General features: G+C 63.0%; 18 protein-coding genes. 9 read left to right on the top strand and 9 right to left on the bottom strand.

Features of this window, described 5'->3' with window-relative positions; genetic code table 11:
* Together JOE62_RS15570 and JOE62_RS15565 are read right to left on the bottom strand one after the other, a co-directional pair.
* Positions 1-1785, bottom strand: a complete 1785-nt coding sequence (locus JOE62_RS15570; RefSeq protein WP_204723070.1) for an ABC transporter ATP-binding protein — start codon at positions 1783-1785, stop codon at positions 1-3.
* 2 nt (positions 1786-1787) lie between these two features.
* Positions 1788-3557, bottom strand: a complete 1770-nt coding sequence (locus tag JOE62_RS15565) for an ABC transporter substrate-binding protein (protein WP_204723069.1) — start codon at positions 3555-3557, stop codon at positions 1788-1790.
* A gap of 257 nt (positions 3558-3814) precedes the next feature.
* On the opposite strand from JOE62_RS15565, the gene JOE62_RS15560 reads away from it, so the two are divergent.
* Positions 3815-6217, top strand: a complete 2403-nt coding sequence (locus tag JOE62_RS15560; RefSeq protein ID WP_204723068.1) for a M9 family metallopeptidase — start codon at positions 3815-3817, stop codon at positions 6215-6217.
* 322 nt (positions 6218-6539) lie between these two features.
* A complete protein-coding gene (locus JOE62_RS15555; RefSeq protein ID WP_420842186.1) occupies positions 6540-6827 on the top strand; it encodes a hypothetical protein in 288 nt (95 codons plus the stop codon).
* A gap of 89 nt (positions 6828-6916) precedes the next feature.
* Here JOE62_RS15555 and JOE62_RS15550 read toward each other — a convergent pair whose 3' ends face one another.
* The 4 genes from JOE62_RS15550 to JOE62_RS15535 form a co-directional block, all read right to left on the bottom strand.
* A complete protein-coding gene (locus JOE62_RS15550) occupies positions 6917-8215 on the bottom strand; it encodes an alpha/beta fold hydrolase (RefSeq protein WP_204723067.1) in 1299 nt (432 codons plus the stop codon).
* Positions 8212-9429, bottom strand: a complete 1218-nt coding sequence (locus JOE62_RS15545) for a metal-dependent hydrolase family protein (RefSeq protein WP_204723066.1) — start codon at positions 9427-9429, stop codon at positions 8212-8214. The genes JOE62_RS15550 and JOE62_RS15545 overlap by 4 nt, the downstream gene beginning before the upstream one ends.
* Positions 9426-10877: an aminopeptidase P family protein gene (locus tag JOE62_RS15540; RefSeq protein WP_239543434.1), complete on the bottom strand. Its 1452-nt coding sequence runs from the start codon at positions 10875-10877 to the stop codon at positions 9426-9428. Before JOE62_RS15540 ends, JOE62_RS15545 begins: the two co-directional genes overlap by 4 nt.
* A gap of 108 nt (positions 10878-10985) precedes the next feature.
* Positions 10986-11741 carry a helix-turn-helix transcriptional regulator gene (locus JOE62_RS15535; protein ID WP_204723065.1) on the bottom strand — a complete coding sequence of 252 codons (756 nt, stop codon included), beginning with the start codon at positions 11739-11741 and terminating at the stop codon, positions 10986-10988.
* Between the two features lie 227 nt (positions 11742-11968).
* On the opposite strand from JOE62_RS15535, the gene JOE62_RS15530 reads away from it, so the two are divergent.
* The gene (locus JOE62_RS15530) at positions 11969-12325 is read left to right on the top strand and encodes a DUF2695 domain-containing protein (protein ID WP_204723064.1); all 357 of its coding nucleotides are present in this window, start codon (positions 11969-11971) and stop codon (positions 12323-12325) included.
* A 3-nt stretch (positions 12326-12328) separates the two neighbouring features.
* Here JOE62_RS15530 and JOE62_RS15525 read toward each other — a convergent pair whose 3' ends face one another.
* The gene (locus JOE62_RS15525) at positions 12329-13003 is read right to left on the bottom strand and encodes a DedA family protein (protein WP_420842185.1); all 675 of its coding nucleotides are present in this window, start codon (positions 13001-13003) and stop codon (positions 12329-12331) included.
* A 345-nt stretch (positions 13004-13348) separates the two neighbouring features.
* Here JOE62_RS15525 and JOE62_RS15520 point away from each other — a divergent pair, with 345 nt between their 5' ends.
* The 4 genes from JOE62_RS15520 to JOE62_RS15505 are packed head-to-tail and all read left to right on the top strand — an operon-like array spanning position 13349 to position 16771.
* A complete protein-coding gene (locus JOE62_RS15520; RefSeq protein WP_204723063.1) occupies positions 13349-14266 on the top strand; it encodes an ABC transporter ATP-binding protein in 918 nt (305 codons plus the stop codon).
* Entirely contained in the window at positions 14266-15018 is a 753-nt protein-coding gene (locus JOE62_RS15515; RefSeq protein WP_239543432.1) for an ABC transporter permease, read from the top strand. The genes JOE62_RS15520 and JOE62_RS15515 overlap by 1 nt, the downstream gene beginning before the upstream one ends.
* Positions 15015-16169 carry a histidine kinase gene (locus JOE62_RS16685; protein ID WP_204723061.1) on the top strand — a complete coding sequence of 385 codons (1155 nt, stop codon included), beginning with the start codon at positions 15015-15017 and terminating at the stop codon, positions 16167-16169. Before JOE62_RS15515 ends, JOE62_RS16685 begins: the two co-directional genes overlap by 4 nt.
* Positions 16166-16771 carry a response regulator transcription factor gene (locus tag JOE62_RS15505; RefSeq protein ID WP_172511593.1) on the top strand — a complete coding sequence of 202 codons (606 nt, stop codon included), beginning with the start codon at positions 16166-16168 and terminating at the stop codon, positions 16769-16771. Before JOE62_RS16685 ends, JOE62_RS15505 begins: the two co-directional genes overlap by 4 nt.
* Here the strand turns inward: JOE62_RS15505 and JOE62_RS15500 are convergent.
* Complete coding sequence (locus JOE62_RS15500) at positions 16768-17268, bottom strand: DUF456 family protein (RefSeq protein WP_204723060.1); 501 nt, start codon at positions 17266-17268, stop codon at positions 16768-16770. The two genes, JOE62_RS15505 and JOE62_RS15500, sit on opposite strands and share 4 nt — an antisense overlap.
* A gap of 119 nt (positions 17269-17387) precedes the next feature.
* Between JOE62_RS15500 and JOE62_RS15495 the strand changes: the two genes are divergently transcribed.
* Positions 17388-18182: an enoyl-CoA hydratase/isomerase family protein gene (locus JOE62_RS15495; RefSeq protein WP_204723059.1), complete on the top strand. Its 795-nt coding sequence runs from the start codon at positions 17388-17390 to the stop codon at positions 18180-18182.
* 6 nt (positions 18183-18188) lie between these two features.
* On the opposite strand, the gene JOE62_RS15490 is transcribed toward JOE62_RS15495, so the two are convergent.
* Positions 18189-19748, bottom strand: a complete 1560-nt coding sequence (locus tag JOE62_RS15490; protein ID WP_204723058.1) for a long-chain-fatty-acid--CoA ligase — start codon at positions 19746-19748, stop codon at positions 18189-18191.
* Positions 19749-19940: 192 nt separating this feature from the next.
* On the opposite strand from JOE62_RS15490, the gene JOE62_RS15485 reads away from it, so the two are divergent.
* Positions 19941-20711, top strand: a complete 771-nt coding sequence (locus tag JOE62_RS15485; RefSeq protein WP_204723057.1) for a VOC family protein — start codon at positions 19941-19943, stop codon at positions 20709-20711.
* Positions 20712-20714 lie beyond the last annotated feature (3 nt).

The following is a 20714-nucleotide window of genomic DNA, read 5'->3' as shown; positions in this document are numbered from 1 at the left end:
TCAGCTCCTTGCGCTGGCGGCCAGCAGGGTCTTGGTGAAGTCGGTCTGCGGGTTTTCATAGAGCTGCTGCGCGCCGGCAAGCTCGATGATCTGCCCATGGTCCATCACGGCTACCCGGTCGGAGACGTGGCGCACCACCGACAGGTCGTGGGAAATGAAGATGTAGCTCAGCCCCAGCTCGCGCTGCAGGTCGGAGATCAGGTTCAAGATCTGCGCCTGCACCGACACGTCCAACGCTGAAACGGGCTCGTCGAAGAGCACCACCTTGGGTTTGAGTGCCAGGGCCCGGGCGATGCCGATGCGCTGGCGCTGCCCGCCGGAGAACTCAGAGGGGAAGCGGTTGTAATGCTCGGGGTTCAACCCCACCAGGTCCATCAGTTCGCGCACCCGGGACTTGAGCTGCTCGCCGCGCAGCTCCGTGTGGATCATGAACGGGTCGGCAATGATCGAGCCCACTCGGCGCTTGGGGTTCAGCGAGCCGAAGGGGTCCTGAAAGACCATCTGCACCAGGTGCCGCGCCTGCTTCCAGGATTCGGTGTTCGGCGCCCCGAGCTGTTGACCCTCGATCAGCACGCTGCCTTCCTGGGGCTGCAGCAGGCCCGCGATCACGCGGATCAGGGTGGATTTTCCGCAGCCTGATTCCCCCACTAGGCCCAGGGTTTCGCCTTCGTGCAGCTGCAGGTCAACGCCCTTGAGCACGTTCACCTGGCGCTTGTGCGGCCAGGAGCCTGCGCTGAAGGACAGCTTGATGCCTTGGACGCTGATGATCGGCGGCGTCCCCTCTTTTTGCCCGGCGCTGCGGGTCATGACAGGTTCGGGCGCAGCCAGCTCGGTGTCCGGGTGGAAGCAGGCGGCCAGCCGGCTAGGCCGGTGCTCTTCAAGCGGCGGCAGCGCGCCGCGGCACCGCTCGTCGGCCAGCTCGCAGCGCGGGGCGAAGGCGCAGCCCGTGGGCGGGGCCAGGAGGCTGGGCAGCGAACCGTCGATGGGCCGCAGCCGCTGGTCGGTATTGTGCACCGAAGGCGTGGCCGCCAGCAGCCGGGCGGTGTAGGGGTGCGAGGGACTGGCGAAGACCTCATCCGCAGCACCGAGTTCCATGCAGGTGCCCGCGTAGAGCACCATCATCTTGCTCGCCACCCGGGAAACCACCGACAGGTCGTGGGAAATCATGATCACCGTGGTTTTCAGCTCCCGCTGCATGGCCGCTAGCAGGTCCAGGATCTGGGCCTGCACAGTGGAATCCAATGCGGTGGTCGGCTCGTCGGCGATGATCAGCTCCGGTTCAAGCAGCAGCGCCATGGCGATCATGATGCGCTGGCGCATGCCGCCGGAGAACTGGTGGGGGAAGCTGTCGGCGCGGCGTTCGGCGTCCTTGATGCCCACCTTGCGCATCATGGAGACCGCCCGGGAGCGGGCCTGGGAGGTGGACACCTTCTGATGGGTGGTGATCGCCTCAACCAGCTGCTGGCCCACGGTGTACTGCGGGTGCAGGGAAGAGAGCGGGTCCTGGAAGATCATGCTGATCTTCGCCCCGCGGATCCTGCGCAGCTCCTCGGCCGGCAGCCCGATCAGATCCCGCCCGTTGAACAGTGCCTGCCCGCTGAGCTTGGCCCCGGGCACCAGGCCCAGGATCGCCTGGACCAGTACTGATTTGCCGGAGCCTGATTCGCCGACGATCCCGAAGAAGTCGCCTGCCTCGACGTTGAAGCTGACATCGCGCACCACATGCAGCGTGCCGTCCGCGGTAGGGAAGGAGACGCTGAGGTTCTTTACTTCAAGCAGCGCCATGACTAATCCTGCAGCCAGACATTGGTCCAGTCGCCCTGGGTGGCCAGGGCGTAGGGCTGGAAGTTCTGCACGCGCTCGGAGTGGTAGAGGCGGGTGGTCGGGGCTGCCACCGGCACGATGATCGCATCGCCCATGACGATCTCATCCACCTGCGCCCACAGTTCCTGTGCCTTGGCGGCATCCGGTTCCTGGACCGCCTTGGCGGCCAGCTTGTCTGCTTCTTTGTTGTCGTAGTTGGTCAGGTTGTAGGTGCTTTCGGTACCGTTGTAGGTGAATAGCGGCTGGAACACGGAGCGGGCTGCGCCGCCTTGCCAGTCAGGGCTCCAGCCCATCGGGGCGATGTCCCACTTGCCCGACTTGGTGCCCTCGCGGTTAATCAGGAATTCGGTGTAGTAGTCGGTGGGGCTGACCGGGATGAGCTCGATCGTGATGCCGGCTTTCTCGTAGCCCGCCTGCAGGGTCTGGGCGATCTGCGGCTCGATGTCCTTGTTGCGGTACGGCATCTTCAAGGTGATGCCCTCCGGGTATCCTGCCTCTGCCAGCAGCTTCTTGGCCTTTTCCGGATCTCCCCGGTGCCCTTCGGTCGGGTAGAGGTCGAAGTCGTGGTAGCCCAGCACGCCCGGGCCGAAGATGCCGTTCTGCACCTTGGCCACCGCCTCGCCGCCCAGGGTCTGGACTACCGATGCCTTGTCGGTGGCGTACTGGATGGCTTCGCGGACTTTCTTGTCCGCCAGCGCGCCGTCGTTGCTCGGGGAATCCACGTTGATCCACAGGAACGGGTTGACCGAGCCGGCATCGATGGTGGAGAAGTTCGGGTCCTTGGCCGCCGCCAGCTGGGCCGCCACCGACGGGGCCAGACCGGTGTCGAATGACATATCAAGGGTGCCGGCCTGCAGCTGCTGGGTCACTGCATCGGCGCTCAAGCCCATGGTCATCTCGATGGAGTCCACATAGGCGTGGCGCAGGCTGTCGGTCTCCGGGTTCCACGCCTCGTTGCGCACCAGCTTCATCGACTTGTCAGCGGTGTACTCCTCGATGGTGTACGGTCCGGAGGCGACGAAGTTCGCGCGGTATTCGGGGGAGTCGGGCAGGTAGTCGAGCACTTCCTCAGGGGCCGGAGTGGCCGTTGCAAGGGTCAGCATGTAGATGAAGTCGCCTGCCGGTTCCTTGAGGTTGAACTCGACGGTGCGCTCATCCACCGCGCGCACGCCGGGCAGCTTGGCTGAGTTGATGTACTTGGCCATCGGCTCGGGCTTCGGATCGATCTTGGCGAAGCCTGCGCAGTATGCATCCATGCCGGTGAGCAGTGATTGGAAGTAGCCCAGCAGCGGGCTGGAGCGGTAGGGATTGCACAGGCGCTTGAAGCCGCGCACCACGTCTTCTGCGACGATCTGTCGGGCTCCGTCCGGTGCGTCCCAGTTCGCGCCTTCCTTGATGGTGAAGGTGTAGGTTTTGCCGTCATTGGTCGCTTCCGGGACTTCTTCAGCTAGGTCGGCCTTGACCTGGATGCGCGTGTTCTCATCGGTGGATGCTTCGTAGCTCAGAAGCTGGCGGTTGGTGGCGCGGATGAAGTTCTGGGTGGGCACATAGGAAGTCAGTGCCGGATCAAGGTGGTCGTTGTCGCCGTTGCTGCCGACCTTCAGGATTCCGCCTTTCTGGGCTTCGCCGGTAGGGGCCGAGCTGTTGCCCGAATCGAGGGCGCAGCCAGAGAGCAGGAGTGCCGAAGCGGCGAAGAGCGAGAGCGGAACCATAAGGCGTTTTTGCGGTGTCATTGGGTCCTCCAAGGGTGTGTGGGTTGGCTCACAAGTGGTGATCGAAATCCAGACTAGTGCCATTGCACTGTCACTGGGGGAGTTCTTTCAAAAATTGCACGGCGTAAACCTGACGTGCCTGACGGGGTGGCGACAATTGGTCAAAAACCATTGCAGAGCCCAACTGCCGCGGCCTAGCGTTCAACCCCATGGGGCCGTGATGCGGATCGCAATCACGGAAGCAAGCAACAACGTGAAAAAATCGCGAAAGAGGAAAAATGCAAAGTTTGACCAAATCCGCGCCGCTGCGGCGAATCGCCGCAGCGGTCTCGATAGCGGCCCTGGGCCTGGGGCTGACCAGCGGCATCAGCCCGGCGCTGGCCGAGAAGCCGTCAACGGACAAGGGATCCGACAAGGGCGCCGCTACGGCTCCGAGCTTCGTGCTGGGAGAGTATTCTCCCGAGCTGGATCCGGTACTCGGCAAGGACGAGGCCCCGCGTCCGCTGGTGGACATGAAGCTGGTTGAAAAGAACCAGAAGGAAATCCAGAAGCTTGAAAAGAAGACCAAGAAGAGCAGCGCCGGGCCGGAGTCTTCCGCCGGCGCCGCTGGGGCTGCCTGCAACCCGGGAGAGCTCGGGAACTTGAGCGGCTCGGCACTGGTCCAGGCGGTCAAGGCCGCGGACATGGAGTGCATCAACTCCCTGTTCAACGCCACCGGGAACACCGCCCGGGACCTGTTCAACCAGGCCGACATGCTCACCGTCGCCCAGGCGTTCAAGACCGACGCGCAGAACTTCAACGGCAGCAATTCCCAGTCGACCATGCAGCTGGTCTTGTTCCTCCGCGCCGGCTACTACGTGCAGTTCTACCAGTCCTCGACCGTGGGCAACTACGGCACGCAGCTGAAGTCAACCGTCGGCGATGCCCTGGAGCGGTTCTTTGCCAACCCCAAGTCCATGACGGTCAACGAGGACAGCGCCCAGGTGCTCTCCGAAGCTGTCACCCTGATCGATTCCTCGGAGAACAACGCCCGCTTCCTCGGCGTCCTGGTGGATCTGCTGGAAGACTTCAACGCGCAGCGCGAAGCAAGCTGGAACTTCCGCAACGCGACGAACAACGTGTTCACCGTGCTTTTCCGCGGACACCAGTTTGACGACTTCTCCGCAGCCGTCGTGGCCAACCCGCAGATCCTGACCACCCTGCACCAGTTTGCGGTGGAGAACATGGACCTGATGGGCGGCGACAGCGACTTCCTGGTCGCCAACGCCGGCCGCGAGCTGGCCCGCTTCCTGGGCGACAGCCAGCTGAAGGCGGCGGCCAAGCCGAAGGTGATCGACCTGCTCTCGCGCAGCTCGATGACCGGGGACACCGCGAAGCTCTATGTAGGCCTTGCCGACATGGTCGAATACTTCGATGCAAGCAACTGCTCGGACTACGGCACCTGCGATTTCTCCAGCACGCTGCGTGATACGGTGCTCAGCCAGGACCGCGATTGCAGCCCGAGCATCCGCTTCAACACCCAGTCGGTGAGCAACGCGGAATTCGATGAATCCTGCACCTCGCTCAAGGAGCAGGACGAGTACTTCTACGGTGCCGCCGCAACCCGGACCCCTGTGGCCAACGACCTGAACACCACGATCGACGTAGCGGTCTTCTCCTCCAGCAGCGACTACCAGACCTACGCAGGCGCCATCTTCGGCATCGACACGAACAACGGCGGCATGTACCTGGAAGGCGATCCAAGCCAGGCAGGCAACACCCCGACCTTCGTCGCCTACGAGGCCGAATGGATGCTGCCGACCTTCCACATCTGGAACCTGAACCACGAGTACACGCACTACCTCGACGGCCGCTTCAACATGCATGGCGACTTCGGGGCAGGACTGACGGTGCCGACGATCTGGTGGGTCGAGGGCTTCGCGGAATACGTGAACTACGGCTACCGCAACGAGGAGTACACCGCAGCCCACCAGCTGGCGGCGCAGAAGACCTACAAGCTCAGCGAGCTGTTCGACACCACCTACGAGAACAGCGACACGGACCGCATCTACCGCTGGGGCTACCTTGCGGTGAACTTCATGCTGAACAAGCACCCGCAAGAAACGCAGACCATCCTCGACTTCTACCGCCAGGGCAAGTGGCAGGAGTCCCGCAACTACCTGAAGAACTCCATCGGCACCATGTATGACGCCGAGTTCGCCAACTTCCTGGACACTTGTGCCGCCGGCGACTGCAAGCCACCGGCGCCAACCGATCCTGTCGACCCGGTGGAGCCAACCGACCCAGCTGAGCCAACCGACCCAGCTGAGCCAACCGACCCAGCTGAGCCTACCGATCCAACTGATCCGGAAGACTGCTCAGGAACCAGCGGCCAGACCTTGGCTTCGGGTTGCGCAGCGACGAACCTGTCGGGCAACAGCGATGACCTGAATTACTTCTACATCTACGTTCCCGAGGGAACCGAGGAGCTGGTGATCAACACCAGCGGCGGCACGGGGAACGCTGACCTGTTCTACAGCCCGTGGAACTGGGCCGGTCCGGACCACCACAACTACAGTTCCACCGAGTCCGGCAACAACGAATCGATTACCGTTCCGCACCCACCAGCCGGCTACAACTACATTTCGCTGAGCACCGATGGCGAATACTCGGGGGTGAGCCTGAAGGCAACTACCCGCTGATGAGCTGAAGAACGCCCCGGACCTGCGTGCACTGTCGCACAGGTCCGGGGCGTTCGGCTGCTTCAGTGTATCCGAGCCGGGGAAAATTATCGGCACCAGGACGGTGAACCGGATTTCCCTATCCATCGTCATTCAAGAACCTCCACACGACCGGCACTGATGAAACGCGGCAGAATCTGTGCGGACGCTCGGCTGCGCCGATGCGAGCACGAGGCGAACTGAAAATACCCAACCGGTTATTCGTAGTCAAAACACGTAAACAGGGTGTTGTGCACTATTCTTTCGAGAAGTCATGGAAAATTTTGCTGGTCCAGGGAAGACAGTGGCACAGATGCAGAACACCGCAGGGAAAACGGCAGTTCGCTGCCCGGGCTGGACGCTGGTCATGATGGCCCTGGCTCTTGCATCGCTGCTTGTGCTGGTTGACTGGAACGGTACAGGGGTGGCGAAACCACTGTGGATGTTTGCCTTTCCGCTGGCATTCGGCGCAGCAGGAGGCATTGTCGCGGCGGTGAAGAAAGCCCATGGGTGGGCTGCCGTCTCGGCAGGTTTCGGAATCATCCTGCTTCCGATCATGACTACGGCAATAACCCTATTCCAAGGTCCGTAATTCTCCAGTTTTGCCACTGGGCAGGACGCCAACAGCGGCCCGGCCATCTTGGCCGAGCCGCTGTTTGAGTATGCGCCTGACTAGCAGTCCTAGCGCCGCAGCGGACCACCGAGTGCCTCCAGATTCTTCAGCAGACGGCGCAGCACCGACGGATCGTTGATCCCATCGTGCTCATGCTCATTGGTCACCCATGCATGCAGATTGCCCACCTTTGACGCTGTATCCAGGGACAGGCCGGCATCCACGTACATGTCGTCGTGGTAGACGGCAGCTGCGACAGGCACCTGGTTGGAGGCCAGCTGTTCGCGGTCGTAGATCTTCCGGTGGGTACGGCGCACCGCCAGCTCCTTGACCGCAGGCAGGAAGGGCCGCAGCAGCTTGGTCTCATCGAAAGTCCAGCGGAACATCATCTCCCCGGTGAACAGCAGCGGCTGTGCCTTGGTGGAGAACTCTGGATGCAGCTCCAGTTCGGCCTCGGCGGCGAAGCGCGCAGCCCCGTTGGCCCCGTCACCGTAGATGTCTTCCTGCAGCACGGCGAACAGCGGGTTGGAAGCGAAGCTTGTGCGGTTCTGGACTTCCTGCAGCAGCGCATTGCTGATGTTCGTGCCGTCCCCGGAGAGTTCAAGAAGCCAGTGCAGACGCTCGAAGCCCGGCCCCATGCCGAAGTCGATGCCTAGCGACTGCAGCCGGCGCACGGTGAAGCGGTCGCCGTCCGGCAAGAAGTATTCGTCCTCGTTCAGCGTGCGGACAAGGTTTTCCACGCGGTGGCGGTCAGCCGGGTAGAGCTTGTAGAACTTCTCATTCTTGGCCTGCACCCGGGGGATGGTCCGCGCGTATACCGAGGCCGCACAAGGAGTAAGGCTGGGCAGCCCGCCAGTGATCAGGCAGCCTGCCAGCGCCTCGGGGAAGAAGCTGAGATAGCTTAGCGTGAGGAACCCGCCGTAGCTCTGGCCCAGGGTGACCCATGGCTTGGAACCATAGCCGTGGATGCGGATGGCTTCAGCATCGCGGATGATCGAATCTGCGCGGAAGTTCTCAAGGTAGGCCGCGCCCGCCTCGCCTGAGTCGAAGCCCTCGATGACCTGCGTGGTCACCGGGGTGGAGGCGCCGGTGCCGCGCTGGTCCATGAGGATCACCCGGAAACGTTCCAACGCCACCGACAGCCAGCCGGAATCTCCGATGGGGCGCGGACCTGCCCCGCCCGGGCCACCCTGCAGGTAGATCATCAGGGGCAATTCTTCATGCTGGCGGTGGGCTGCGACAACTTCGCGGTAGAACACGGTGATGTGTTCGCCCTCGGGGTGCTTCCAATTTAGCGGGACCTGCAACGAGTAGTCGCTCAAGTGCCTGCCTGCCACGGTGAAGCTGGCAATCAAGGTTGGTTTCATTTCATCCCTGCCAGCAAATCCAGCCCATCGATGCTGGCGGCTCCAGCCTGGATGACGGTGCGTGCCTTGGCTTCGGAGACGAGGTAGTCCAAGTTCTCGCGCGGATCCCCGTCGAGCACCAGCAGGTCGGCGATCTTCCCGGCGTCCAGCTGGCCGATCGAGTCGTTGCCGATCAGCTGAGCGTTGACCGAGGTGGCCGAACGCAGGACGTCGTCCACGGAGGACGCTGCCGCCTGCAGGGCCAGGCCGTGCAGCTGTTCGTCGCCCAGCTCGCCCATCAAATCGCTGCCGAAGCCCACCTTGACCCCAGCATCCAGCGCATGGCGCACGGCTTGCTGCCCGCGCTCGAGCACGATCCGGTTCTTCTGCTGCGAGACCTCGGCCAGGCCCAGTTCTTCGCCGCGCGAGTCCATGGCAGCATAGGCCGCCAGGGTGGGGACCAGGAAGGCATCGTGCTCGGCCATGAGCTTGGCGGTGTCCGCATCGAGCAAGTTGCCGTGCTCGATGCTGCGCACCCCGTTTTGAACCGAGTGGCGGATGGCAGACACCGAGTAGGCATGCGCGCAGACATAGGAGCCGCGGCGGGCGGCCTCGGAGGTGATGGTGCGGATCTCCTCGGGGGAGTACTGCGGGATTTCCAGCGGGTCGGTCAGCGAGATGACCCCGCCGCTGGTCATGATCTTGATGGCGTGCGCCCCGGTGCGGAAGGCATCGCGCACCGCAACGCGCAGGGCATCGGGCCCGTCGACAATCCGGCACATGTGCCCGTGGGTGAAGCAGGAGTCGAGGTGCGCTTCCCGCGGGTCGCCGTGGCCGCCGGTCTGGCTGAAAGCAGGCCCGGTGAAGTAGTAGCGCGGGGAGGCGAAGAGCTTCTCCTCGATGGCCCGGGCCAGGCCCAGGTCTCCGCCGGCCACATCGCGCACGGTGGTGAAGCCGCGGCGCAGCGCATCGGCCAGTCGGTGCGAACCTGCCAGCGCCGAATAGGACAGCGGACCCAGCTCGTTGTCCAATCCCTGCAGCGCCACCGCATAGGCGTGGAAGTGCGCGTCGATCAGCCCAGGCATCACGCAGCGCCCGGCCGCGTCGACGACCGTACCCTCGCTCTGGGATCCAACGGCGGTGATCACGCCGTCGGCGACGGTGATATTGGTTGGGTTCTCGAGGAATACCCGGCCGTCGAAGACCAGCACATCGGCTAAGGTGTATGTGCTCATGCGCTGGCTCCGCTCATTGCCTGATTCATCCAGTTCTGCACGCCGGCGGCATCCAGCGGCAGCTCGGCAGAGAGGTTCTCATAGCCAGTCGCGGTGATCAGCAGGTCATCCTCGATGCGCACGCCCAGGCCGCGCAGCTCCGGCGGAACTAGCTGGTCATGGGCGTGGAAGTAGAGCCCCGGCTCCACGGTGAGCGCCATGTTCTCCTCAAGCGCCGCGCCCTGGTAGTCCTCGTATTGGGAGTGCGAGCAGTCGTGCACATCCAGGCCCAAATGGTGGCCCACGCCGCAGACCAGCCAGCGGCGGTGCTGCTGTCCGGTGGGGGACAGCGCCTCGTCCACGGAGACCGGCAGCAGATCCCAGTCGTGCAGACCCTGGGCGATGACCTCCATGCAGGCGAAGTGGAAGTCGCTGAAGGAATTGCCCGGGGCGAGGGTGGCAAGGCCTGCGCGGTGCGACTTCTCCACCAGGTCGTGCACTAAGCGCTGGGGCTCGGAGAAGGAGCCGGCCACCGGGAAGGTGCGGGTGACATCGGCGGTGTAGCAGGAGCGTTCCTCAACGCCCATGTCCAGCAGCAGCAGCTGGTCTTCGCTCACCGGACCATCGCAGCGGGTCCAGTGCAGGGTCGGTGCGTGGATGCCGGCGCCGATGATCGTGGCGTAGCCGGGCCCGTTGCCGTAGGTGCGGGCCACTCGGTCGAAGGTGCCCTGCAGCCAGCGCTCGCCGCCCTCGGCGATGGACTGAGGGATGGCCGCCAGCACCTGGCGGAAGCCCTCCACGGTGTGGTCCACCGAGGCGCGCAGCTGGCCGATCTCCCAGGCGTCCTTGACCATGCGCAGCTGCGAGAGCACACGGCGCAGCACCGGCGAATCCTGCGCATTCAGCTTGGCCAGCTCGGAGGCCTTGGCGGAGCCTGCAGCGGCGAAAGTTCCTGCGCGCACAGCAGCTTCCAGCTCGGTGATGGAACGGACGGGAATGCCCAGGGCGGCGCTCCATTGAGCGGTGTTGTGGCTTGGGCCCACCCACAACTCACCATGGATGGCATTGGAGAAGAAGTCAGCGGTGCCAGGGGTGAATGGCACCGGCAGGAACAGCTCAAAATCGTGGCCGTGGCCGGTTGGATGGCCCACCAGCACTGCGTCCTCGATCTGTGCGTTGATCAGGTAGATGAAGTCTGAGTGCGCACGGAACTCGTAGTAGCAGTCATTCGAACGCACCGGCGCGGAACCGGCAAAGACCATGATGCCCTGCCCTGTGAAAGCCGCCGAAAGCTTCTCGCGGTGGGCGGCCGCCGCTGCCGCAGCATCGGGGGCCACCGGGGCAGGCAGCTCGGGGGAGGCCCAGCCGGTGGCCATGAAGTCCACAAACGGCTGGCTCGATGCCAGACGCGGGATCGCGTTTTCGGTGGTGGTTGGTGCTGGCATGGACTTAGGCAGTTCAGCGCTCATTGACTAGATGCTCCTTTGACAACTCATCGTTGCATCTAGCTTTTCATGGTGGACAGCCCTGCGGTGTGCAAATACGTTGTCGTAAAACCGCCAAGTCGTTAACTGCGCCTAGTTGTCCACAATCAGGTGTTGGGCGCTGATGGCACCGAGCTGGAATCGGCTGGCCGCGCCGAAGTTGCGCTGCAGCGTCTGGATCTTGCGCTGGACCGTACGGACGCTCACACCCAGGGCGCGGGCCACCGACTCATCCTTCTGCCCGGCGGCCAACAGCCGCAGGATCTGAATTTCGTCATCCTCTAGGAAAGTACCGGATTCAAACTTGCGGTTGCTCACCTGCAGGGCGTTGTCCCAGACCTTGGCGAAGGTGTCGTTGATGAACTCTGCGAGCACCGGTGAAGACAGCTGGACCGCTAGGTAGTCCACCCCTGAGGCAGGGGTGGTGTGGATGATGAACTCTTCACGGTCGCGGATCAACAGCCTCGTGTTGAAGTTGGTGGAGACTCGGGCCTGTTCTCCCTGCCGCACCGATTCAAGCATGGCACGGGTGAGCTCTTGGCGCTCGAAGACCACTGGGTCGTAGACCACCCGGAAGCGGACTCCGCGCTTGAGCGCAGCAGGCTGCGAACGGGCCTGTGATTCGGCGTTCTCCGGCCGAGTGCCGCAGTCCAGTGCGTCGATGGAATGCACCGCACGGTCCTGGAAGGAATTGAAGGTTTCGACCAGATCGCTGCGCGAATAGATCAGCCGCAGGCTCAGCCCTTCGACCTGTTGGGCGCTGGGCAGCCCCGGGCTCGAATTCTGTCGAAGGTCATCAGCCAGCGACGCAAGCTGTTGGGAAAGCGAAAGCAGGGAATCAGCATCCATTAAACGCAGGTACCTCGATGATTAATTCGGCGGGCGGTGATGGTCATTTGATCATGGCATACAGCCAGTGCGCAGCCGTCCTAGATTGCACGGCACTTTCGCGCCAATGCTGTCGCAAAAGCGACGTGCCGCCCGGCTGTGCACAATCCGTTCCCGCAGAACTCCCAAGACCGGGTACGCGGGTGAGAGTGGAATTACATATCTACTACAACCAAGAGGAGTCGGCCATGACTGCTTTACCAGATCCCGTTGAGCACGAATGCCTGCCCTGCTATCTCTACAGGGTGTCGCTGGATAACAGCTGCCCGGGGCAGCTTGAGGCAGTGAAAAACTACAGGGACCACAATGCGCCACGTGCCACGGCGTTGGAACGCAAGATTATGCTTCTGGGCGGCTACTGCGACTGCGAGGTGCTGACCAATGCCTTCCGTCCCATCACCACTGCAGCTGCATTCACCATCGACGCCCGTGAAAATTTGGTCTGTAAAGGAGTACGCCGCGGCAGCATTCAACCCTGCGAACAGTGGGTGATGCGCCGCGGCGTACAGTGGGGCGGCGGACAATTCCGCCGGAGAAGTGCTTGAAAATCAGTCTTCGATGGTCTTGCTCTTCGGCCTGCGGGCCTTGAGCAGCTCGACACCGATGGGGATGACCGAAATGAGGACGATCAGGATGAAGATCAGGTCGATGTTCTCTTCGATCCAAGTGAACTGTCCCAGCCAATAGCCCAGCAGGGTGACGCCGATGCCCCACAGGGCAGCGCCGATCAGGTTGAAGATGACGAAGGTCTTGTGGTCCATCTTCGCAACGCCAGCGATTACCGGGACGAAGGTGCGGACAATCGGAACGAAGCGTGCCAGGATCACCGCGCGGCCGCCGAACTTCTCAAAGAACTCGTGGGCGCGCTCAACGTTCTTCTGCGAGAAGAAGCGGGAATCCGGCCTCTTGAAGACGGCAGGGCCGGATTTCTTGCCAATGATGTAACCGGTCTGGTCGCCAGCGAAGGCGCAGACGAAGATCGCGGCGCAGAAAAGCCACAGCGGGATATGGATAGTGCCGGTGGCGATGAGCATGCCGACGGTGAAGAGCATCGAATCGCCGGGTAGGAAGAATCCCACCAGCAAACCGGTCTCAGCGAAGACAATGGCGCACACCAGCAACAGTACCCATGGGCCAAGCGCAGGGTTGTTCAGGAAGACGGCAGGGTTCAACCAGTCGGGCAGGAATGCCGCGCCCATGGTCGGGGCCGCGTAATCGGTCACAAGGGAAAGAAACGAAGAATGATCTAGCACAGCAAAAATCCTACGGGAATACGCTGTGAGTTTCCCAGAGAGGAATCCGTAAAGCCTGATGGGGGATAACCCGACCACAAGGGAGGAAATTTCCAATTTGGTCGTTGACCCGGAGGATCATGGCATTTTCCAGGGCCTGCATACCGAGGCGAAGGCGCATCGCGCAGCGGCGAGTTGCCAAGCTCACAGCAGGTTTTCAAGCAATGATCAGCATAGTTGCGTCGAGCAACTGGTATTGGTCCATGACAACGGTCATGGGCAACCCATGACTTTCTGCTCTTCTGCCCGCCTGGCAAACGGAGAAAACTGGGAGTCATGGAAACGCTGACTAAAACCAATGCAGTTTCGCTCAGCGGCTTGAAGAAGACCTTCTCAACGCCGCGCAGCAAGGTCGAAGCCGTCAAGGGCATCGACCTGCAGATCCAGACCGGTCAGATCGTGGCCTTCTTGGGGCCCAACGGAGCCGGTAAGACAACAACCGTGGACATGATCCTCGGCCTGACCCAGCCCACCGAGGGATCGGCCCAGATCCTCGGCTTGGACCCGCGCCAGGCGGTGTTGGCTGGCAGGGTCTCGGCAGTGCTGCAAACCGGCGGGCTGCTGCGCGACATGACCGTCAAGGAAACGGTGTCGGTCATCGCCCACATGCATGAGCAGGCAGATCGCATTGGTGAGGTCATGGAACGCACTGGACTGGACAAGATCGCCAAGCGGCGCGTGGGCAAATGCTCGGGCGGCGAGCAGCAGCGCATCAAGTTCGCGTTGGCATTGCTGCCGGATCCGGATGTGCTGATCCTCGATGAGCCTACTGCGGGAATGGACGTGATGGCCCGCCGGGATTTCTGGGCCGCAATGCGCGTCGAAGCCACCGAAGGACGCACCGTCATCTTCGCCACGCACTATTTGGAAGAAGCGCAGAACTTCGCAGAACGCACCGTGCTGATGAACCACGGGCGCATCGTCGCCGACGGCGCCACCGAGGATCTGCGCAAGCTCATCTCCGGACGCACCGTCAGCGCTTCCTTCCCCTCGGCCGAGCATGCCGAACGAGCCGCCGCCTCCAGCGATTCGGTGCAGGTGGCTGAACGCAATGGCTTGCGCTTCGCCTTCCGCAGCTCCGACTCCGACAGCTTCGCAGCCGCCCTGCTGACCGAGTACCAGGGCTACGACCTGGAAATTTCCTCCCCGAGCCTCGAAGACGCCTTCATCCAACTGACCAAGGAAGCATCATGATGAGCACCTACATCCGCGTGGAATTCGCACGGCACTTCCGCGACGGATACAACCTGATCTTCGCCCTGCTGCTGCCTGCGGCAATGTACATCCTGTTCGGCAACATCCCCAGCTACACCGAGTTCGAGCTCGGCGCCGGCAACGTGAAGTTCTATCTGATGATTTCCATGGCGGCCTACGGAGCGGCAGTCAGCACCGTGGCCATCGCTGGCACCGTGGCCACCGAGACCATGCAGGGGTGGGGCCGGCAAATTTCGCTGACAAAAATGTCGCCGAGCATGTTCGTCAGCAGCAAGATGATAGTCGCGGCCACCGTTGCCGGCGCCTCGGCAGCGCTGGTCTTCGTCCTGGGCGCCGCTACCGGAGCCGAAGCGCAAGAAGGCTGGATCTGGGTCGCGAGCTACCTGATCATCCTGCTCGGTGCCATGATCTTCGCCTGCTACGGGATCGGGGTGGGCATGGCGTTCAAATCCGAATCGGCCCTGGGCCTGGCCTCGGGACTGATGGTGTTCTTCGCCTTCTTCGGCAACGTGTTCATGCCTCTGGAAGGAGGCATGCTCGACGCGGCCCGCTTCACCCCGATGTATGGCTACGTCGCGCTGGCCCGCTACCCATTGCTCAAGGACATGCCTGCCGGGGTCGATATGGCACCGGATGCGTTGTGGATCCCAACCGCTAATCTAGTGGCATGGGCACTCATCTTCGTTCTCTTCGCGGTCTTCGCCACCCGCAAGGCCAAGGCGCGCCAGTGAGCCCACGCCAGCCTGGCTCCGCGCCGGTGGACGATCCGCTCTGCGGCCTCGACGAAGACCAGAAATTCTGGGATCGCCGAGGCTGGCTGGTGGCCGGGGTCTGGGTGATCTTCCTGGTCTTCCCGGTGCTGGACCTGCTCGTCGAGGACCATTCGCTGCCCACCCGGATCATCGGCTTGGCGCTGATTGCCCTCTTCGCCGCCGTGTATTTGCAGTCCTATTCGAAATTCTCCTCGAAGATCGGGCAGGGCGGAACCAGTGCTCGCCGGGCGCACGTGAACTTCCTGGTGCTCTGGGCGATTATTGTGCTGGGCATCCCGGTCGTCGGGTTGACCACCATGGGGCTTTTCCCTTTCATCACCTCCTTCGCGATCTTCCTGCTGGGCAGGAGGTGGGCCATCGCGGCCTACTCGGCGGTGCTGGTGCTCAGCTTCGCGTTGCCAATCATCTACGGCCAGTTCATGGACGCGATCTTCCTGATCGGCCTGAACCTCGTGCTGATGGTGGTATATGCGATCACCGTGGCGGCCATCCGGCGCTCGACCGAAGCCGAAAAGATGCGCAGCGACTACCTGCTGGTCGCCGAACAGGAACGCGTTGCCCGGGACGTGCATGATGGGATCGGCCATTCGCTCACCGCATTGAACCTGAAGGCGCAGCTGGCCCTGCGCCTGCTGGACCAGGAGCAGTACGCCCGGGCCCGCGGCGAACTGGAACAGCTCAGCGCCTTGGCCGTCGATGCGCTGGACTCCGTGCGCACCACGGTGCAGGGGCTTAGCCGCCAGGACCTGGTCGCGGAATTGGCTGAGCTGCGGCAGGCCTGCAACGACAACAACCTCGAATTCACGGTGGCCGGATCCGCCGAGCAGGTCCCGATGCAGCTGCGTTCGCATGTGGCATGGATCCTGCGCGAAGCGGTCACCAATGTACTGCGCCATGCGCACGCCAGCAGGATCGTGCTGCAGCTGGAACCCGGACACGTCAGCATTGAAGATGACGGCGACGGGCTGCAGGCCAGCACGCCCGGCCACGGGATCCGCGGAATGCAGGAGCGTGCCAAGCAGTTCGGCGCCAGCTGCACGGTGGGGGCCTCGCGGCTGGGCGGAACCAGCGTGCAGGTAGCCTTTGCGGCAGACGGGAACGCCCGATGATCCGGATACTCATTGCCGATGACCAGCATCTGGTGCGCGGCGCGCTGGCAGCCTTGCTGAACCTCGAAGAGGACATCGAGGTCGTTGCGCAATGCGCCGACGGAGACGAAGTTGCCGCGGCGCTGGACGCGCATCGGGCCGATATTGCATTGCTGGATGTGCAGATGCCCCGGCAAGACGGGCTGAGCACCGCGGCAGAACTGAAGGACAGCCACCCCGAGGTGAAGGTGCTGATCCTGACCACCTTTGACCGTCCCGGGTACTTCCGCCAGGCTTTCGAAGCCGGAGCTCATGGTTTCCTGGTCAAGGATTCTCCGCCTGCCGAGCTGATTGCCGCCATCCGCAGGGTCTATTGCGGGGACAAGGTGGTGGATCCGCAGCGTGCGATGCTCAGCGTGGAGAGCCGCAGCAACCCGCTGACCGGGCGCGAACGCGAGATCCTGGCCTTGGCCGCGTCCGGTGCGCCGGTCTCGCAGATCGCCTCGACGGTGCACCTGTCGGTGGGTACAGTGCGCAACCACCTGTCCAATGCGATCGGCAAGACCAGCACAGCTAATCGCATCGAGGCCGCGCGCTATGCCAGGGAGATGGGCTGGATCTAGCGCATCACGAAGTGCATGATCATGCCGATGACCCAGATGGAGGACGCCAGTAGCACGCAACCGAACTCCACTACGATGCCCAGGCCCATGGCCTTCAGCGCAGCCCAGGATGAGCCCAACGCCCCGGAGACCTCGCGACGGCGCACGCTTTCACCGGCGAACAGGCCCACCGCGAAGCCGATGAACATGCCGATGACCGGGATGATGAACGCGCCGGCGATGGCGCCGACAACGGCGAAGAGGATGGATCCCTTGGGGATCTGATGCTCCTTGAGCTTCTTGCCGGTCAGGATTGCTGAGGCCGACCAGCCCAGCAGGGCAATCGCCATGCCCAGTCCGGCTGCCCACCAGGAGGCGCCGGATCCCAGCAGCCAGCCCCAGGCCAGGAGCGTGCCGATGGTCAGCAAGGACCCGGGCAGCACCGGGAAAATGGTGCCCAACGCGGAGACGACGAGCAGCAGTCCGGCGATGATGGTGTAAATAATCTGTGCATCCACACGCCTAGTTTCGCACAGGTGCCACCTGTTCAGAGCCCAGCGGAGCGTGGAGAGGTTCCGCAAGCTGGCCTATTCGCGATAGATTGCCAGAGACGCACGATGAATCGGGGAGGATCCTGATGGGCAAGGACAATGATGCACGGGTCAGCGTAGGGATTGCCGGGTCCACCGCAGTGGTGCGGCTGGAGAATCCGGGCCAGTTCAATGCGCTCACCAAGGACATGTGCCTGCAGCTGGTGGGCGCCTTTGCCGGTCTGGCGACCAATGACGATGTCGCTTCCATTGTGGTGCGCGGTGCCGGAGGGAACTTCTGCGCCGGGATTGCCATCGATGAAATGGACCAAGTGCTCTTCGATCGGGATGAGGACGGGGAACTGATCAACCACTTCGATCTGCTCGACAAGATCATCGTGCGCTGTCCGAAACCCACCATCGCGGTGGTGGAAGGCCATTGCTTCGGGGGCGCCTGGCAGCTGGCTTCCGCCTGCGATATCCAGCTGGCCTCGGACAATGTGCGCATCGCGATCACCCCGGCAAGAATCGGCCTGGTGTTCCCGCGCCCTGGCATCGAGCGGCTGGCGCGCACCGTGGGGGAGCACCGGGCCAAGTACCTGCTGCTCTCCGGCGCGGAGGTGTCCATTGCCGAAGCCGAACGCTGGGGAATGTTCACCAAAGTGGTTTCCCATGGGCAGCTCGAGGAGCAGCTGGACGCCTTGCTCGGCCAGCTGGCGGCGAACTCGCCGTATTCCATTTCGCGCACCAAGGAAGCGATCAACCTGGTGAGTGCTGGGGAAGCCGCCGACAGCTGGTGGGAAACGCTGTGGGAAGAAAACGGGGCGAACGCGGACCTGGCCGAAGGCAGATCCGCGTTCCTTGCACGCCGCACCCCGGACTACAGCGGGCTGCGCAAATAGGGTCCGCTAGCGCTGCTCGGCGGTGAACTGCGCGACCAGTTCGCGCTTGAGGATTTTCCCGCTGGGACCGAGCGGGAACTCGGTGACGATCTCGATCAGTCGCGGGTACTTGTAAGCGGCCATCTGCTCGCTGGCCCACGCCACCAGGTCCTGCGCCCCCAGGGTGGAGCCTGCCTCCAGCGTCACCGAAGCGGCGATCTCCTGCCCGTGGGTTTCATGTGGCACCCCGTACACGGCGGCGTTGGAAATCTCCGGGTGGGACACCAGCACCTCCTCGATTTCGCGCGGGTACACGTTGTAGCCGTTGCGCAGGATCATGTCCTTGGTACGGTCCAGGATGCGCAGGTAGCCATCCTCGTCCTTCGTGCCCAGGTCCCCGGTGCGGAACCAGCCATCGACCACCGCTTCGGCCGTGGCCTCGGGCCGGTTCAGGTAGCCGGAGAACAGGTTGTGCCCGCGGACCACCAGTTCGCCCAGCTCCCCGCGCGGCAGCAGCTGGATCTTCTCCGGGCTGGCCGGGTCCGCGATTTCCACATCCACTCCCCAGACCGGGGTGCCGACGGTGCCGGGCCGCGGTTCGATGCCCACATGGTTGAAGCAGGCCACCGGCGAGGTCTCGGTCAGCCCGTAGCCTTCGTGGATCCGCGCGCCGAAGCGCTGCTCGAAAGCGGTGAGGATGGATACCGGAAGCGATGCTCCGCCGGAAATGGCGTAGCGCAGCTTCTGGGGCGTGTCCGTGCGGTGCTTGCCCGCTTCGAGCAGGGCCACATACATGGTCGGCACCCCGAAGAAGACATCGATGCCCGCGTCCAGCAGCAGCTCCAGGGCGCCTTCGGCGGTGAACTTGGGCAGCAGCATCAACTCGGCGCCCGCCCGCAGCCCGGTATTGAGCACACAGGTCTGGCCGAAGGTGTGGAAGAGCGGCAGCCCGCCGAAGAGCCTGTCTCCGCGGCGCAAATCCATGGTGTTCAGCAGCGTGGTGTGAGTCTGCTCAACCAAGGCAAGGTGCGTGCCCATCGCACCCTTGGGCTTGCCGGTGGTGCCCGAGGTATACAGGATGGTGGCCAGGTCCTCCGGGCGCCGCGGCAGGTAGGTGGCAATCGGCGTAGCCTCCCGGGCCCGGTCTTCCAGCCGGTCGGTGCCCGAGTCTTCCTGAGCCAGCACACTGAACACCGGGACGCCTGAAGCGGCTGCTCCGGCCGCGCCCTCGGCGAGCAGTGGCGCCGCGCAGATCATCAGCTTGGCCTCGGAGTTCTCCAAGATGTAGGAGATTTCGCGGGCCTTGAGCAGTGCGTGCACCGGCACCACCACGGCGCCTAGGGCCAGGACCGCGTAGTAGGCACGGGCGAAGTCCGCGACATTGGGGATGAGCAGCGCCACCCGGTCCCCGGCAGTGATGCCCTGGGCCTGCAATGCTCCGGCATATTCCCGCGTCTCATCCCACAACTGCGCATAGGTGGTGCTGTGGCCATCGACGGTGATGGCGTTCAGCTCGCCGTAGCGGGCGGCCCCTTCTGCGAGGATGGCTGCCACTGAAACAGTGAGATTGGATGTGGGAACGCTCATTGTTAACTCCTCGGGTGAACCAACGATGCCATGTGTGCTGCATCACATTAAAGCATAGTGAAACCGCGGTTCATCGCAAGGCATCCAGTTTCGTAATATCTTGGTTGGCAGCAAATTTTCCGTTGCTGACATGAATGAAAAGGACATAGACTCAGGCCAAGCGAGCTTGATGAGTTCTGGAATGGGGAAGCGATGCCGGCACCAAGGGATCCACGAGCCGAACCCTGCTGGGTTGATCTGCTCACCAGCGACATGGAAGGCTCCGCCCAGTTCTACGCGCAGCTATTCGGATGGGAAATGCGCCGAGACGAGCCAGACGCGGACGAAGGATATGCCGAGGTCTATCTCAACGGCTCGATGGTCGCCGACTTCATTGCCAATGACCCGGACTCCGAGGTACCGGACTGCTGGACCACCTACCTGAATGTCACCGATGTGCACGCCGCCGCCTACGCCACCAAGTTGCACGGCGGCAAGGTCTATCTCAAGCCCCTCGAAGTTCCTGGACAGGGAACCATGGCCATCATTGGGGATCCAGCCGGCACCGGAGTGGGACTCTTCCAGTCCTTCGCGCCAGCAGGAACGGCCACGAGCCGTGCACCGGGCACGCGGGTCTGGAATGAGCTGCACACCAAGCGCTTCGAGCCGGTGGCCCGCTTCTATCGCGAGGTCTTGGGTTGGATTTTGTCCCCAGTCTCGGACACGGACGAGTTCCGCTACCACACCTATGGCCAAGGGCCCGAGGCGGTGGCGGGCATCTTCGACATTTCCGGCTATCCGGACTCCAAGTCCGGCTGGCGCGCCTACTTCGCGGTGGCGGACACCGATGAAACCGTGGCGCTTGCCGAGAAGCTCGGCGGCACGGTCATCCATGAACCCCATGACTCCTTTTTCGGCCGCATGGCAGTGCTCGGCGATGTCACCGGAGCCGAATTCGCGATCATCTCCCCGTCGAAAAGCTAGCTG

The organism is Glutamicibacter nicotianae (genome assembly GCF_016907615.1).
In the GTDB taxonomy this organism is placed as follows: domain Bacteria; phylum Actinomycetota; class Actinomycetes; order Actinomycetales; family Micrococcaceae; genus Glutamicibacter; species Glutamicibacter nicotianae.
Note: the sequence above shows the minus strand (reverse complement) of the source record. Positions and strands in the feature narration are given on the sequence as shown.

Bases quoted from the DNA above. Each gene is read 5' to 3' on its own strand.
- JOE62_RS15570 (WP_204723070.1), bottom strand. From the start codon at position 1,785: ATGGCGCTGCTTGAAGTAAAGAACCTCAGCGTCTCCTTCCCTACCGCG.
- JOE62_RS15565 (WP_204723069.1), bottom strand. From the start codon at position 3,557: ATGACACCGCAAAAACGCCTTATGGTTCCGCTCTCGCTCTTCGCCGCT.
- JOE62_RS15560 (WP_204723068.1), top strand. From the start codon at position 3,815: ATGCAAAGTTTGACCAAATCCGCGCCGCTGCGGCGAATCGCCGCAGCG.
- JOE62_RS15550 (WP_204723067.1), bottom strand. From the start codon at position 8,215: ATGAAACCAACCTTGATTGCCAGCTTCACCGTGGCAGGCAGGCACTTG.
- JOE62_RS15545 (WP_204723066.1), bottom strand. From the start codon at position 9,429: ATGAGCACATACACCTTAGCCGATGTGCTGGTCTTCGACGGCCGGGTA.
- JOE62_RS15540 (WP_239543434.1), bottom strand. From the start codon at position 10,877: ATGAGCGCTGAACTGCCTAAGTCCATGCCAGCACCAACCACCACCGAA.
- JOE62_RS15535 (WP_204723065.1), bottom strand. From the start codon at position 11,741: ATGGATGCTGATTCCCTGCTTTCGCTTTCCCAACAGCTTGCGTCGCTG.
- JOE62_RS15530 (WP_204723064.1), top strand. From the start codon at position 11,969: ATGACTGCTTTACCAGATCCCGTTGAGCACGAATGCCTGCCCTGCTAT.
- JOE62_RS15520 (WP_204723063.1), top strand. From the start codon at position 13,349: ATGGAAACGCTGACTAAAACCAATGCAGTTTCGCTCAGCGGCTTGAAG.
- JOE62_RS15515 (WP_239543432.1), top strand. From the start codon at position 14,266: ATGAGCACCTACATCCGCGTGGAATTCGCACGGCACTTCCGCGACGGA.
- JOE62_RS15505 (WP_172511593.1), top strand. From the start codon at position 16,166: ATGATCCGGATACTCATTGCCGATGACCAGCATCTGGTGCGCGGCGCG.
- JOE62_RS15495 (WP_204723059.1), top strand. From the start codon at position 17,388: ATGGGCAAGGACAATGATGCACGGGTCAGCGTAGGGATTGCCGGGTCC.
- JOE62_RS15490 (WP_204723058.1), bottom strand. From the start codon at position 19,748: ATGAGCGTTCCCACATCCAATCTCACTGTTTCAGTGGCAGCCATCCTC.
- JOE62_RS15485 (WP_204723057.1), top strand. From the start codon at position 19,941: ATGCCGGCACCAAGGGATCCACGAGCCGAACCCTGCTGGGTTGATCTG.